Origin of the sequence: Nostoc sp. NMS8 (assembly GCF_017115045.1) — a bacterium.
In the GTDB taxonomy this organism is placed as follows: domain Bacteria; phylum Cyanobacteriota; class Cyanobacteriia; order Cyanobacteriales; family Nostocaceae; genus Nostoc.
This window is the reverse complement of sequence record NZ_JABXKK010000050.1, coordinates 36768-52252: the sequence shown is the minus strand read 5'-3', so window position 1 is coordinate 52252 and position 15485 is coordinate 36768. Positions and strand designations below refer to the sequence as shown.

Here is a 15485-nt window from a genome sequence, read left to right as displayed (position 1 = left end):
TGGGGGATTTAAACAGGGAAATTTTCTTTTATGACTATAGATTCTCTATTTGAACAGTTGAAACATCCCAACCCCAATTTGCGGGAACGAGCCATGTGGGAACTGGCTGATGTCCGTGATGAAAATACCATTCCTCGGCTGATGGGTATTTTGGATGAGGAAGATGTCACTTACCGTCGAGCGGCGGTAAAGGCACTGGGCGCTATTGGTACGGACGCTGTACCGCTACTGGTAGAGTCATTAATAAATAGCGATAATGCGACCATTCGGGGTAGCTGTGCTAAGGCTCTGGCACAGGTTGCTGCTAACCATCCCGATGTTCCTTTTCCGGCTGAGGGCTTACAGGGATTGAAAACAGCGCTCAATGACCAAAATGCTGTTGTTTATATTGCATCAGTGATGGCGCTGGGTGAGATTGGTTCTCCTGCCTTTGAGATTTTGACTGAAGCTCTGAAAACAATAGATAATGTGGCGGTGGCTGTAGCGATCGTCAATGCACTCGGTTCAATGGGTGATATCCGAGGGGTGGAAGTACTGACGGCATTGACAAATGATGAATCTGTTGATTCGTATGTTAAAGAGTCAGCAGTGAGTGCTTTGCCTCGATTAGATCAGGTGATTAAGTATAAAAGAGGGTAGCGATCGCTCTTCAATACAACTACTTTTATCAATCCCAATAGAAGGAATACATTAGATGAACAAACTGGGTGTCACCTTAAAGTAATCTCCGCGATCATACTCCTCTTCCGTCTCAATCAGCTTAGGAGCAACTTCGGCACTCTCAAAATGAGAGGAAGATGTCAAGTTGTAAATGTCCATCGCCCTATTCCCAAGCATCCTCCTCTAATTGTCTCTCAATTTGAGAAATTGCTAGCTTGATAACTGCCTGAACTGCTGCTTCCCCTTCGTTGGTTAATGCGGCTTGCAGGGGTTCTAAGGAAGCGCGATCGCCAATCTTCATCAATGCTAAAGCTGCTGCTTTTCGAGTTTCCCAATCGGTATGATGCAGTAACTCAACCAGGTGAGGAATTGCTGGTTGATAGGTGAGACTACCCAAAGCTGCTGCTGCTTCACACCGCACAATTTCAGATGGATCGGTGAGGGCGTTAACTAAAATATTAAATGCTCCTTCTTCAGTGCTTTCTTGAGCAATTTTAGCGATCGCACCCACTACCGCCGCCCGAACTTCATCTGAGTCTGAGTTAATCTCTTGATATAAATACTCTTTGGCATCTGCCCCAATAAACCCCAACGCCCATACCGCATGTCCTTTAGCACTTTCTGGATACTCAGTTGACGCCAAAATTTTCAGCAATGCTGGCACAGCAGCCTCACCTATTTTGGCAAGCCCTCCCACCGCCGAGGTTTTGACCACCGTATCTTCATCATTTAACAAGGCGTTGACCAAAGTGGGAACTGCGATCGGGTCAGCAATCAGTGTCAGGGTTTTGGCGCTGGCTCTCCGCACAACTGGGTTTGGATGACTTGCCACGGCTTCCATTAATAAAGGGGTCGCTGGTTTACCGATTTTACCCAAAGCCTCTGCAAAACTCAGCCTAACCATGCCCCGTGAGTCTCCCATACTCTCAACCATTCGCTTTAGTAGTTCTTGATCATCTAAGTTGAAGGTGTTTAAGCTTAATTGCTCACTCACGACTGCAAATAAAGCATCAGTTTCTACATGGGACAGATTTAACGAATCTACCCCGGATTGAGTTTCGGAGTTGAGCATATAACTTCTGGTTGAATTATCAAGATGAATGACTAGTTGCTGACACTCAGGGCAGCCTGTTGATCGCGGAGTTCCTGGAGGGCAGAATCAATCTTGGCAAGTTCAGGCTCCAGTTTTGCCATGACGCTTACTTTCATTAACTTAGCCCGTTTTGCTGTTTCCGTAGTTTCTTGAACTAGACGTTCCCGATATTGCTCAAGTTCTGCAATTACTTCTGCTACATCTTGGGCGGTGACGTTATTGGTTGTTGTCAATTCTGAGGTTTCATCCATAACTTTTGTTTCCTAAATGTGTGTTTATATGAATGATGTGTGGTCTAGTATTCCAAGAGTGTTTGTATTTGCTTACTCGCAAAAGACCAGTACTTCGCTGTTACATAAAATTGAACAATTGGCAAGAGGCAACTAACTAATAGTTGACAAATGCATATATTCCGATCTTCTCAGATAGAGTTACCACTGGTAAAGCTTTTTGATGTAAATCTTCAAAAGTCGCCAAGCAAAAACCGCTCAAGAGGTTTCCTCAAGTGGAAAAATATCTCCCTGCAAGTAGGACTCAAAGTTTTTCTTAAAGTATTGAATGCTCGTCACATTTGGCTCATCACTTTCCGTTGGCGTGAATTCATAAATTGGTACTTTCTCCCTCACCAGCTTGACCAAACTAGGATGAAGCTGGTCAAAAGAATCTACTCTAAATATTGTGGTTTCAAATCTTAATTTAGCTGGATGAGCATATCCTAACTTCATCCAGGGCAACCAAGGACAGTCTCTCGCCCATTTAGCAGGAGGGACTTCAGTTGCATCGGGTCGGCAAGTATTTGAGATAAAGTACTCAACTCCCTTAAACTTTTCTCCAGGACAATAGTCTGAATATTTGCTATCTCCTGCTAAAGGATGCGGGTATTCTAAAGGAATTTCCATGACAGAGGTAATATATCCGCTGCCTTTGGGTATGACAAATTTCTTTGGTTTGACTGAGCCTTGGACAATGCGGTTAGCAATGTGTACTACTGGTACTGGTTGACTCGCTGTTGGTGACTTCCAAAAGTGCAAAATCTCTTGGGTATCTGGGTCACAAAATAAACCCAACTCTCTATTGATGCGATATCCGACTTCGCCGTACTCAGGATCGGGCTTGAGAAATACTTTGGTAGCATTCATCCCAATAATAGAGAACAATTTTTCTGGTGTTTCTTGCCACCAAATTTCCCCAGACCAGTTGTAATAAAGCTGTAAACCATGATTTTTTCTGTAAAAATCGAGGTTATTAAATTCGTAATCATCTAAATAATCACTCATATTTTTTCCTATCATCCTCAAATAGCTATGTAGACACTTTTGATGGTTCAATCAATCCCCAAATAGATCCCAATCCCCAATCTCCAGTACCCAGTCCCTAGTACGATGGTAAAAGTGATCTCTAAAATTATCCAAGAGCAATCTACAGATCAATGGATAAACGTTTTTTTAAAATGTTTGGGTTAACAGAAGAAGAAGCGATCGCAATTATTGATACACCATTAGAACAACTCGAAGATGCTTCTGATAAGTATATTGCTGTTTCCCATCTAATTAACTTCCCGACTGAGCAATCGATCGCAGCTTTAATACGGGCGATTGAAACCAGTAACCCTGATGAGTTAGACCACCGCATTGTTCGACGCAAAGCTGTGGAAAGTTTGGGGCGATTGCAGGCGGAATCAGCTTTACCTGTCATTCGGCAGTGTCTTAAAGATGATGATATTTATACTGTTGAGAATACCGTGTGGGCGATCGGAGAAATCGGCACGAAAGATCCAGGAATTCTCGAAGAAGTCTCGCAACTGCTGGATAAACCAGGTCAAATCTATCGAGTGATTATTCACACTTTAGCGAACGCTGACTATCAGCCGTCTCTAGAACGTGTACGGAAATTTACCCAAGTGGAGGATGAACCTACCCGTAGTGCAGCGATCGCTACAGTTTGTCGATTCACGGGTGATTATTCCCAAATCACTGAGGTGATAGCGCTGCTACAAAGTTCCAGCGTCAATGCACGGCGCGGCTGTATTCAAGACTTGATTGATTCTTGCTATTACAAAGCCATCCCAGACATCGCCCGTTGTCCTGTATCTTTGGTGTTCCGGTTGCGAGGATTGCGGATGCTTTTGGATGCAGGCGTTCCTAGTGGTGAAATTACCTTTACAGAAATTCAGCCTTACTTAGAGCAAGTACTCTACGATCATCCCAACGACCTTAATTTGGTACATGAGTATGATGCTACCCCTGTCCTAGATTTTGTGATTAATGAACTCTATGAAACCGATTTTGGACGGTGTTATTTAGCGACAAAAACCTTATTGGATGTCTACCCACAAGAAGCACCAGCAGCACTTTTAGCAACTTATTCGGACAAAGCATATAACGACTATGGCGCTCATTATCATGTCATGAAACTTTTTGGTTGGCTGAAATATGCTCCCGCCTATGATTTGTTAGTGGAAAACCTGCACAACCGCGAACCTCAGTTTCAGAAATCTCGTGCTGCATGTGCGATCGCTCTTGCTGAATTGGGTGATTCACGAGCAATTCCTGAACTCAAAATTTGCCTGAATACGCCGATTTGGGATTTGAAATACGCTTGTTTATTGGCGCTAGACAGTTTAGGAGACTCATTTGGTCGAGAAATTTGTGTTAGCGATCGCGATTGGTTAATTAGGGCGAAAGCGACAAGTAATTAATAGTGTCAATTTCATGCCCTGGCGACTAGAAGTCGCGGCTACACAAACAAAGTCCGCGGAGGCGGACTAAGGAAAGATTGAGGGCTTGAAACCCACGCAGGTGGGTTTTGCCTGTGTAGACGCGGTTTTTAACCACCTTTTTATTTACTAAGGAAATAATTGAGGGCTTGAAACCCACGCAGGTGGGTTTTGCCTATGTAGACGCGGTTTTTAACTGCCTTTTTATTTGCTAAGGAAATAATTGAGGGCTTGAAACCCACGCAGGTGGGTTTTGTCTGTGTAGACGTGGTTTCTAACCGCCCTTTTACTTGCTGCTGGTGCTAATGACTGTCTCGTTTAATACTAACTCTGGTTCTGGAGTCTCCTCTTCTTCTGGCAAACCGTAAATTGACCGATACAATTTCACGTACTGCTTGGCAGATTGATACCAACTAAAATCTTGACTCATGCCGCGTTTTTGTAGTTCTCCCCATTGCGGCTTGAAACGGAAGCCTTCCCAAGCCCGAATCATTGAGGTGAAAAGGTCTAGCGGTTCATAGCGATCGAAGCAATAACCAGTACCAGCAGCATTTTCCGGGTCGTGATGGGTTACGGTGTCAACTAATCCACCTGTGCGGCGGACAATGGGTACAGAACCGTAGCGCAAAGCCATCATTTGGCTAATACCGCATGGTTCAAAACGACTGGGCATCAAGAAGGCATCAGTACCCGCGTAGATCCGGCGAGACAGGGCATCGTTATACAGTAAGTAAGTTGCCATACGTCCGGGAAAGCGAGATGCTAATTGCCACATCTGAGTTTCATAGTAGCGATCGCCTGTCCCCAACAATACAAACTGGGCATCTGTATAAGATAAGAAGCGATCGAGGATTTGCAATATCAAATCAATGCCTTTTTGTTCCACTAATCGGGTGACAATCCCAATTAAAAAGGCTTTGGAGTTGACTTCTAACCCTAGTTCTTCTTGCAGAGCAATTTTGTTGGCTTTGCGTTTATCTAAAGTATCAGCAGTAAAGGTTTGAGCAATGTATTTGTCATTTTCTGGATTATAAACTTCGGTATCAATACCGTTGATAATCCCAGATAGTTTTCCGCTAATAAAGGACAGCAAACCTTCTAATGTTTCACCGTAAGTAGGTGTCTTAATTTGCTCGGCATAAGTGGGCGAAACTGTATTTACCTTGTTGGCAAATTGTACCGCTGCCGCCATGACGTTGTGTCCCTGCATATACCAGGGACACCAAGTAATTTTCTCTAAATACCAACGCCACGGCCCTTGATAAGCCAAATTATGAATGGTAAATACTGTGGTGATATCAGGATCTTGGTGCATCCATACAGGAATCATACCCGTATGCCAATCGTGACAGTGGATAATTTCTGGTTTCCAGTAATTCCAGGCAAACTCGGCTGCACCATTAGCAAACAAGGTGAACCGCCAGTCTTCACCATCTCCAGAATAAATATGGCGCGGTAGAAAGGCGGGATGTCCAAATAAGTACAAGGGAACATCAGTACCAGGCAGAATGCTTTCATAAACAGCAAATTCCTGGAACATGGCAGATCCCCGCCAGATCGGTTCGTTGGGAATTTCCATTTTGTCTGGCAGAAAGCCATAGTAAGGCAAGAATATCCGTACATCATGCCCCATTTCTCTCAGAAATTTGGGTAATGCCCCAACAACATCACCCATTCCTCCTACTTTGGCAATGGGTGCTGCCTCTGCTGCAACAAATAGAATCCGCATGGTAATTTTTGCTTCCCTGAGTCTATATTGTCAAATTAACTCTATGATCAATTTTGACCAAAGAGATTTATCGCGTCTGCACACCTTTAGTGCAACGGCGATCAATTCTTATCTAATCACATCGGCTTGCCTAATTGCTTAGGAACCGCGCTGAATCACTGCAAAAATTTCTGATAAAATTTCTTGCGCTCCCTGTTGCCGCAACAGTTCTGCTAGTTCTATACCTAGTGCTTCAGCATTGTTAGCTTGACCAGTGACGGTATCTTTTACGAACTTTTGACCATCTACACTGGCGACTATTCCGGTTAAGGTCAAATTATCACCAGATATTTCTGTATTTACACCGATAGGTACTTGACAACCGCCCTCTAAAGAACGTAAAAAAGATCGTTCGGCGAGACAGCGATCGCGTGTTTCAGTATGTTCAATTGCTTTGAGTAGAGATAACACTTCACTATCATCAGCACGGCATTCTATCCCCAAAGCTCCTTGTCCAACTGCGTGGAGGGAGATTTCTTTGGGTATAACTTGATGAATGCGATCGCCCATTCCCAATCTCTCTAATCCTGCTGCTGCCAAAATCAAAGCATCGTATTCGCCTGCATCCAGTTTTGCCAACCGTGTAATCAAATTTCCCCGGACATCCTTAAATGTAAAGTGCGGGAAATGGTGGCGTAACTGTGCTAAACGCCGTAAAGAAGATGTACCAATTACCGCACCTTCTGGCAACGTATCGATTTGTTTATCTTTGTGCTTTTCATGCACTACTAATGCATCTGCGGGATTTTCCCGTTCAGTAATTGCTGCCAGTGTCAACCCTTCTGGTAAATTAGTCGGCAGATCCTTGAGGGAATGAACGGCAAAGTCGATCTCCTGATTGAGCATTCCAACTTCAAGTTCTTTAGTAAAAAGTCCTTTATCGCCAATCTTAGCTAATGCTACATCCAAGATTTTATCGCCTTGGGTAGACATGGTGTGGACTTCAAAAGTGATATCAGGATAGCTTTTCTGGAGTTGCTCTTGTACCCAGTAGGTCTGAACCAGAGCAAGTTGGCTTTTACGTGAGCCGATCCGAATAGTGCGTGGGGGACTAGAAACAACTGAAGTCATAAAACAATATAATATCGCAGGCGATAAATTCACTTTCATCTAGACTACCGTAGTCAGGGACTCATACAAGTTTTGGGTTTTGGATTTGGGATTTTGGATTACAATTCTTTACTAAAAGCTGGTTTAAGCAATTTAAAACAAGCAAATTAAATTTGGCAAAATCCTGCAATGCCAATGCGTCGGGTGACAATAGACCTCTTGCAAAAGTCCCTAACACCCCCAACCCCTCCCCGCTTGCGCGGCTATGGTGTACACATAAGTCTTTTAACCATTGCCCCACAAGCTTTTGATCCCCCCAACCCCCCTTTTTAAGGGGGGCAAAAGCCCTTCATTCAAAGTCCCCCTTTTTAAGGGGGATTTAGGGGGATCTTCAACGACTTTGATTTTATTATGTGTACACCGTAGGCTTGCGGGGAGGGGAGCGTTTGCTTTACTCAAATGTGGGGTGGGGTTCTTTATTTTTGATTTATGCATCAAGTCACAATGCCAATGCATCGGGTAACAATGCCAACGCATCGAGTCACAATGTCAATGCATCGGGTAACAATGCCAATGCGTCGGGTAACAATGCCAATGCGTCGGGTAACAATGCCAATGCATCGGGTAACAATGCTAATGCGTCGAGTCACAATGCCAATGCGTCGGCTAACAATGCCAACGCGTCTCTTTGCATTAAAAACGCTATGCTTTTACCCAAAACTTTACTTAAGACTTACCTTCTAATGGCAGTGTTACCGCACAAGTCGTACCAATTCCTACTTTTGTGGTGATGTTAATATAACCTTGGTGTAAGTCTACACACTTTTTCACTACTACCAAACCTAATCCTGTGCCGGGAATGCTTCTGACATTTTTGCCACGATGAAACGGCTGAAACAGGTGCTTTTGATCTGCTAGGGGAATCCCAATACCTTGATCTTGAACTTGGAGAATCACCGTATCTGATTTAAACTCCAGACTCAGATTAACATTCCCTCCTTCAGGAGAATATTTAATCGCATTCAGCAGCAAATTAGACAGAATGGAACGCAATAACCTTTCATCCACCCAAGCATAAACAGCTTTTCCTTGGCAAGCAAAACTCAATGTGTGCCTCTCATCTGTACTGAGGCGCATTTCTTCGACAAAATAAGCGCAGAATTCTTCTAAATTTATGAGTTTGGGATTAAATTCTAGTTTTCCGGTTTCGGCTCGATTGATAGTCAAAATATCGTCTAATATCTGAACCATATTTTTGACGGAAAGTTGAATCCGCTGCAAGTTTCTCAGTCGCTTAGAAGAGTTATCCCATTCATCTTGACAATTCTCTAGCAATTGGGCTGCTGCTAAAGCAGTACTCAGAGGAGTACGAAACTCATGAGATGCCATTGAAAAAAAGCGTGTTTTCAGCACGCTAAGTTCCCTCTCTCGCTCTAGTGCCATCCGAATTTCATCTAGCCTTTTGCGTCCGGTAATGTCACGTTGTACTGCTATCCAGTGGGTATAACTGCCAGTTTGATCGGCTACGGGAACGATGCTAAATTCATTCCAAAATTCCGAGCCATCTTTACGGTAGTTAATTACCTGAACTGTGACTGATTCCCAATGAGATAGAGCATTCCAGACTTTATCCAGTTCAACCCGACTTGTTTTTGCTCCTTGAAGAATACGCGGCGTTTTACCTAAAACTTCTTCTAGGCTGTAGCCTGTGATTCTGGTGAATGCTTCATTAACATAAATAATATGCGGCCCAGGTTTGCCAATTGGTTGTGCTTCAGTTATAACTACACCATCGTTAGTATTTACAACTACAGATTGCAATAGCCGCACCTGTTCTTCTTGCTTCTTTTGGTGTGTAATATCAGCAATCACTGCTACCATACCGTTGATACTATCGTCGCTATCATGCAATGGAGCGGCAGAAAAAACTATATCGATCGCAGTGCCATCTTTTTTAGAAAGGTGCAATTCCACTCTGGTATAAGTTGTTCCTTGTAATATACTTTCTTGAAGAGTGTTGTATTCTTCTAATTGGTCATCTAAAAAAATGGGGTTGGGATGGTCAATTACCTCTGCCTCTGTCCAGCCAAACATCTTTTCAGCAGCAGGATTCCAGATTTTTACGTTGCCTGCTAAATCAAGTGTGAAGATGGCGCGAGGAGAGGCGGTAATCAAAGCTTGCAGCGCGGCTTGGGTGCGCTGACGTTCAGCAATTTCGGCTCGGAGAGAGACATTGGCTGTAGCTAACTCTTGAGTCCGCAGTTGAACGCGGTGTTCTAGTTCGGCGTTGAGTGTTTGTAGTTGTTTGTAAAGTTCCGATTGTTGGATAGCGATCGCTACTTGGGTAGCAAGTTGCTTCATTAACTCAATTTCCCAAGATTCCCATACACGGGTGCGATCGCACTGATGAGCAATTAATAAGCCCCAAAGATAAGGGGTAGAGGCTGGTGTTTTGCTATCTTGTTGTTTATCCCCTTGCCGATTTTCTTGTAAAATTGGCACTACCAACTTAGCTTTGACACCAAACTGTTTTACAAACTCTGCTAGACATGGTTCGACATCTGCTTGATTGACATTTGCGATCGCGCGGGTTTTTCCCAACGAATACGCTTGATGATACTCTTTAGGGAACACTTCGGGCGGAAAGGTTTCTCCCAAAATTTTTGTATATTCAGGTAGAACTGTTTCAGTCATGGCGCTACCTGTACCATTTTCCCAAAGGCGATAAATTAACACCCTATCCGCTTGGAGAAACTCACGTACTTCTGCAACGGTGGTAGTCAGAACCTCCTCTAACTCCAAAGACTTACGGATATGATGAGCAATCTGGCTTACTAGTCGCTGCCGCTCAGTTTGTTGTCGCAGGATTGCTTCTACCCGTTGTCGCCTAGTTACTTCTAGCTTGAGAAAATAGTAAATTACTCCCAAGGTAATAATGCTAAAGCCAATACCGATAGGGTTGAAATTGATAATACTAAAATCGGGCATGAACATAAAAGTGACAGATTAGACTAATTGGGAATTGGGAGTGTAGTGATTCATCTGTATCAGGAAAATAAGGCAGTTAACCGCATTATCATATATAGCAATCCGATAGCGAAGCGGTAGCGAGTCAGACGCTCCTGCGTCGCTAACGCTGCGCTATCGAGCGTCTTTGATTCCTGAATCACTCGCAATACTGTTTGGTTAAGCTAAGAGACGCGATCAATCACGTTTTTGTAATTTGGGAAGAAGGAATAAAATATACTGAGTTTTTTAAAAATCAAAGAGGCGATCGCTGATAAACTGAATGTAAGAGTTTTGGAGTAGCAGAAGTTATGAGTGTTGCAAAACCTGCATCTCTAACCCTAGATGAGTTTCTCCATTTACCAGAAACCAAGCCTGCAAGTATTTATATTGATGGTGAAATTATCCAGAAACCAATGCCGAAAACGCGCCACTCTCGCCTTCAAGCTAAGTTGATTAATGGGATTAATGAAGTTACAGAGAAAAAGCAAATTGCTTATGCTTTTCCAGAGTTGCGTTGTACTTTTGGTGGTCGGTCAATTGTTCCAGATGTAGCGGTTATTCGTTGGCAACAAATTGAGTTTGACGAGAACAGAGAACCTGTAGATGATGTGCTTATTGCTCCAAACTGGACAATTGAAATTCTTTCTCCCGATCAGAGTTCTAATCGAGTTACAAGCAATATTTTACACTGCCTAAAATATGGTTGTAAACTTGGATGGTTGATTGATCCTGATGACCGCTCAGTTCTCGTATTTAAACCACATCAACAACCAGAATTTTGTCATAAAGAAGATAAATTGACTGTTCTAGATGGGGTTGATTTAGAGTTGACAGTAAAACAGTTATTTAGCTGGTTAAAGATGAAAGCAGAGTGAGAAATACAGATTGAAGAAGAATTCAGAACTCAGTAGTCAGAATTAAGAACATCAGATTTTCAAAGGGGGAATTAAACCCGTTTATTATACCGAGTATAGGTTGTCATTTGGCAATTTAAGAGCAACTCAAGCTAAGGAATAAGAATTAAATAACATACAATTTATGTGCCTGGTTTACCTCACCCTCAATCCCTCTCCTTATAAAAGAGAGGGAAGCTAGAGACAGGATAAAGTTTTGCATCTTATTTAATCCATGTTCCTAAGTAACCATCGCGCAAAATTCAATTCTGAATTCTGGATTCTGACTTCTGAATTCCTTTTCAATTAACAACTTTTATCAAATCTAGTGTAAAAACTGCCATATTTAAACCAGTATTGCCTTAACTGATGACAAGGTGTAAACAAACTGGCTTTAACACGATAAAGAAAAACCTGCCGATGCTCGCCCATCCAAATTTTGTCAACTGGCTCAACGGAAATTAATGTACCTCCTAGAGCGGCTATACACTCGTTAAATCTCTCAACACAAGAATAGTCTATAGTTTCAAATAGAAAAAAATGGCCCGAGCAGATTAAATGGCGGCTTCTTATCCAACATTGGAGCTTCTTATGCGCTTGTGGCGGCAACATTATTTTGCTTCAAGTAACTTGATATAAATGCAACGTTGATATAGATTCTTCAATCAATTAACTTCTTGGATAAATAAATTTTTGTCTAATGCAGAGGTGTTCCAGGTTAACAGAAAAACGCTTAATTGCTGATTCTGCCTTTTACAAAATTTGAGTGAGTCTCTTAAAATAGGCTGATACCTAAAGGTGAACTTAGTTCAAAGTCAAGTTTTTTGAAACATCTTAAGAAGGTTATTACAAACCCATATAAAATATAAAATTACATCTCAAAAGTAAGGAAATTACTCAGGAAATAGTAAAGAAATCGGAAAGAAGCAATAAAATCGAGAAATTGTTACTTTTTGCAATATTTTCTCAATGAAAATTTCCCAATTGTTTGGAATATAACTAAGTATTTTTAAAAAATTATGCGAATTCTTTTAGTTGAAGATGATTTACGCCTTGCCGAAACTTTAGCAGAAGCCCTTACAGATCAACGTTATACGGTTGATGTGGTGACAGATGGTGAGGCAGGATGGAATCAAGCCAAAATGCTGGATTATGATTTACTGCTGCTGGATGTGATGTTGCCAGAACTCGATGGAATTAGTTTATGTCATCGGTTGCGATCGCACAGCTATAGTATGCCTGTTCTCATGCTCACTGCTCGTGATACCGTTAGCGATAAAATCACCGGGCTTGATGCCGGAGCCGATGATTATGTCGTTAAACCAGTGGATTTACAAGAACTATTTGCCCGAATTCGCGCCTTGCTTCGTCGGGGTAATGCTTCATCGCCGCCGATTTTGGAATGGGGCAATTTGCACCTCAACCCCAGCACTTATGAAGTGAGCTATGGCAAAAATATGCTACATTTAACCCCAAAAGAATACGGAATCTTAGAGTTATTACTGCGAAATGGTCGTCGTGTCCTGAGTCGCAGCGTGATTATTGAACATATTTGGTCATTAGATTCTCCTCCAGAAGAACATGCTGTGAAGGTTCATCTTAGAAGCCTACGTCAAAAGCTCAAAGCAGCCGGAGCTTTTGAAGATTTTATTGAAACAGTTCACGGTATAGGCTACCATCTCAAGCAACTCGACCAATTATAGTTCTGCTTGTAACGGAAAGCAGTTATATAGGAATTCAATATCGTGGGGTGGGCAATATCAGCGCCCAGTTTATATGGCTCTCGTGAGGTGGACGACACGAGAGTTAATTGAATATTTTTTATTGTGTCAGTCCCTAGTGAGGCATAGCTATACACCCTTACTTCACGCTTAAGCGTCGGGTTTGAGATATTCTCGTAATTGTTGGGTACGCTGTTTTGTGATATTTTCTAGACAACTAAAATAAATTGTGGGGGAAATACTTCCACCCTCATATTTGCTTGTCTCAAACTCACAATTATTATCTCGAAACTTAATCCATGCTTGCTGTGCAGCAATCAATTTTTGTTTTCTAGACCTTTCTAATGTAGATACCAATTGTTGATAAACTTGATTCAGTTTTTTATCTGCATTCTGATACGATAACTTCGCGCATTCATTAATTACTGCCTGAGTTTGAGCATTATTGCAGTTTAGCTTTTGAGCTAACTGCATTTTTGGTAAATTCGATGTTGTGCTTGCTGTTATAACACTAGGAGTATGTAAGCTGCTAAAAGCTAGTATATTTACTACCAAGAGGGAGAAATAACGCATAGATTCTTTCGTACTTAATGTTGATTTGTATACTGCGTAAGTCTTCACCTTGACTTTATCCCACCAGACTACATGAATTAGTTAATAAGTCAAGAATCTTAATTTGGGAGCATCCAAATTTTGCAAATATACATCTCGAATGACTAGAAGTCGCAGCTAGAGGTAAAAAGATCCCCAAGAGTATAAAGCCTGTGGAGTTTTAGAGAATCTAAGAGGTTGTTTGAAAAGTGTTTCGCTGTGACTTTAGGCACTTTAGATCCCCCCTTTCCCCCCTTTTTAAGGGGGGAACCGGAATCAAAGTCCCCCTTTTTAAGGGGATTTAGGGGGATCTAAAATTTTTGATACCGACAAGAGAACTTTTCAAACATCCTCTAAAGGCGCGGAAAGCGATCGCTAGTATATATACTTATAAACTTTCCTAAAAAAAGGGATGAAATGTTTCTTTAAGCAAATAAAATATACATTTTGTTAGAAGTATGATATCTATGTTTAAAATACTTTCATATACCTCAGATTACGACAAAACTCTTGCGTTTATCATTCAAATAACTGTATTCTTTATATTGTTGAAAATTGTTTTTCACGAAAGCAATAATACAGCATAATCTCAGCACATCGGAAAAGCATTGCCTTGGCAAATCAAAAAATGTCGAGATCAAAGCAAAATATGTATACCGTTGTTGCTAACATCACAAGTAAATAGAAAGGAATTTAAAATTTTCTCTATCTGCTATTTCCTACAAGCCATATCTAATCTAGATATAGAAGAGTATTGGCTAAATTTTCAATCTTTTTATCTCTCTAATCGGGGCAAGAAATATATTCTGTGCTGGCTGAGTTTGGGATTTAAAGCCTATTTTATCAACGAATCACGACCAGGAAAATTATGACCTCTTTAGATCCTAATTTTTTTGACATCCCGGACAAAAGCCTAATCATCATCAATCCAGGCGTTGATGACTATAAAAAGCTAAATGGCAATAACTCGGAAGTCATTTATAAAGACGTAGTAGATACAGAAATCAGAACGATAACTTCAGAAGCGCATAAGCTGCTGAAAGCTCCACCAAAGGAATTGTTAGCACCGCCTGGTGATTTTAATCCAACACTACTACTGTTTTTGGGATCTGTAACAGTGTTGGTGTTATCTAATTGTGGTTACTGGCTTTGGCAATGGCCAGACTGGTTGTGCTTTAGTTTTAACACGATTGCCTTGCATTGTTCTGGGACAGTAATTCATGATGCTTGTCACCAATCTGCTCACCGCAATCGAGTAATTAATGCCATTCTAGGACATGGTAGCGCCCTGATGCTTGGGTTTGTTTTCCCTGTGTTCACGCGAGTACATTTGCAGCATCACGCTCATGTCAACCATCCCAAAGATGACCCAGATCATTTTGTTTCTACAGGTGGCCCACTGTGGCTAATTGCATTTCGATTTTTGTCCCATGAGGTGTTTTTCTTTCAACGGCGACTGTGGCGCAAATATGAGTTATGGGAATGGTTTATTAGCCGCTTGATTGTTGTTGCAATTGTTTATATCTCAGTTCAATATCATTTTTTAATGTACGTTCTCAATTTTTGGGTTGTGCCTTCTGGTATAGTGGGATTAATACTAGGTTTATTTTTTGATTATTTGCCCCATCGTCCTTTTGTTGAACGCGATCGCTGGAAAAATGCCCGCGTCTACCCTAGCCCAATTCTTAATATCTTGATTTTAGGACAAAACTATCATTTGATCCATCATTTATGGACTTGTATTCCCTGGTACAAATATCAGTCTACATACTATTTAATGAAACCCCTGTTAGATGAGAAAGGCTGTTATCAAACTTCAGGTTTACTACAAAAAAAAGACTTTTTAGAGTTTGTTTACGATATTTTTGTAGGAATTCGGTTTACTCATCAAAAAACTAAAAATCAAGATGAATAGCAATTAAAAGTTGCAGCTACAAATCAGATCAGCCCAAAACACTTGTAGAGACGGCGATTTATCGCGTCT

Annotated in this window: 14 protein-coding genes; 6 read left to right on the top strand and 8 right to left on the bottom strand. The window is 41.6% G+C overall.

Annotated features, from left to right (window positions below; translation table 11 throughout):
• Positions 1 to 30: 30 nt before the first annotated feature.
• A complete protein-coding gene (locus HWQ39_RS09015) occupies positions 31 to 639 on the top strand; it encodes a HEAT repeat domain-containing protein (protein WP_292843561.1) in 609 nt (202 codons plus the stop codon).
• 51 nt (positions 640 to 690) lie between these two features.
• Here the strand turns inward: HWQ39_RS09015 and HWQ39_RS09010 are convergent, their stop codons facing one another.
• The 4 genes from HWQ39_RS09010 to HWQ39_RS08995 form a co-directional block, all read right to left on the bottom strand.
• Positions 691 to 819 carry a hypothetical protein gene (locus tag HWQ39_RS09010; RefSeq protein ID WP_292843560.1) on the bottom strand — a complete coding sequence of 43 codons (129 nt, stop codon included), beginning with the start codon at positions 817 to 819 and terminating at the stop codon, positions 691 to 693.
• A 4-nt stretch (positions 820 to 823) separates the two neighbouring features.
• Positions 824 to 1732 (bottom strand): HEAT repeat domain-containing protein, encoded by a 909-nt coding sequence (locus HWQ39_RS09005; protein ID WP_292843559.1) that lies wholly within the window; start codon positions 1730 to 1732, stop codon positions 824 to 826.
• 32 nt (positions 1733 to 1764) lie between these two features.
• On the bottom strand, positions 1765 to 2004 hold the full coding sequence (locus HWQ39_RS09000) for a hypothetical protein (protein WP_179068461.1): 240 nt from the start codon (positions 2002 to 2004) through the stop codon (positions 1765 to 1767).
• Positions 2005 to 2241: 237 nt separating this feature from the next.
• Entirely contained in the window at positions 2242 to 3030 is a 789-nt protein-coding gene (locus HWQ39_RS08995; RefSeq protein WP_292843558.1) for a DUF1838 family protein, read from the bottom strand.
• A gap of 152 nt (positions 3031 to 3182) precedes the next feature.
• Between HWQ39_RS08995 and HWQ39_RS08990 the strand changes: the two genes are divergently transcribed.
• Entirely contained in the window at positions 3183 to 4451 is a 1269-nt protein-coding gene (locus tag HWQ39_RS08990) for a HEAT repeat domain-containing protein (RefSeq protein ID WP_292843557.1), read from the top strand.
• Between the two features lie 304 nt (positions 4452 to 4755).
• On the opposite strand, the gene glgA is transcribed toward HWQ39_RS08990, so the two are convergent.
• Both glgA and hemC read right to left on the bottom strand, forming a co-directional pair.
• Complete coding sequence (glgA, locus tag HWQ39_RS08985) at positions 4756 to 6198, bottom strand: glycogen synthase GlgA (RefSeq protein ID WP_292843556.1); 1443 nt, start codon at positions 6196 to 6198, stop codon at positions 4756 to 4758.
• Between the two features lie 138 nt (positions 6199 to 6336).
• Positions 6337 to 7308, bottom strand: coding sequence for a hydroxymethylbilane synthase (hemC, locus tag HWQ39_RS08980; RefSeq protein WP_292843555.1), 972 nt, complete (start codon positions 7306 to 7308; stop codon positions 6337 to 6339).
• Between the two features lie 468 nt (positions 7309 to 7776).
• Here hemC and HWQ39_RS08975 point away from each other — a divergent pair, with 468 nt between their 5' ends.
• A complete protein-coding gene (locus tag HWQ39_RS08975) occupies positions 7777 to 8031 on the top strand; it encodes a hypothetical protein (RefSeq protein WP_292843554.1) in 255 nt (84 codons plus the stop codon).
• Here HWQ39_RS08975 and HWQ39_RS08970 read toward each other — a convergent pair.
• The gene (locus HWQ39_RS08970) at positions 8014 to 10275 is read right to left on the bottom strand and encodes a PAS domain S-box protein (protein ID WP_292843553.1); all 2262 of its coding nucleotides are present in this window, start codon (positions 10273 to 10275) and stop codon (positions 8014 to 8016) included. The genes HWQ39_RS08975 and HWQ39_RS08970 overlap by 18 nt on opposite strands.
• Before the next feature lie 329 nt (positions 10276 to 10604).
• On the opposite strand from HWQ39_RS08970, the gene HWQ39_RS08965 reads away from it, so the two are divergent.
• Both HWQ39_RS08965 and HWQ39_RS08960 read left to right on the top strand, forming a co-directional pair.
• A complete protein-coding gene (locus tag HWQ39_RS08965; RefSeq protein WP_292843552.1) occupies positions 10605 to 11171 on the top strand; it encodes a Uma2 family endonuclease in 567 nt (188 codons plus the stop codon).
• Between the two features lie 1037 nt (positions 11172 to 12208).
• Entirely contained in the window at positions 12209 to 12892 is a 684-nt protein-coding gene (locus tag HWQ39_RS08960) for a response regulator transcription factor (protein ID WP_292843551.1), read from the top strand.
• 168 nt (positions 12893 to 13060) lie between these two features.
• On the opposite strand, the gene HWQ39_RS08955 is transcribed toward HWQ39_RS08960, so the two are convergent.
• Positions 13061 to 13483 carry a lysozyme inhibitor LprI family protein gene (locus tag HWQ39_RS08955; protein WP_292843550.1) on the bottom strand — a complete coding sequence of 141 codons (423 nt, stop codon included), beginning with the start codon at positions 13481 to 13483 and terminating at the stop codon, positions 13061 to 13063.
• 886 nt (positions 13484 to 14369) lie between these two features.
• Between HWQ39_RS08955 and crtR the strand changes: the two genes are divergently transcribed.
• Positions 14370 to 15416 carry a beta-carotene hydroxylase gene (gene crtR, locus HWQ39_RS08950; protein ID WP_292843549.1) on the top strand — a complete coding sequence of 349 codons (1047 nt, stop codon included), beginning with the start codon at positions 14370 to 14372 and terminating at the stop codon, positions 15414 to 15416.
• Positions 15417 to 15485 lie beyond the last annotated feature (69 nt).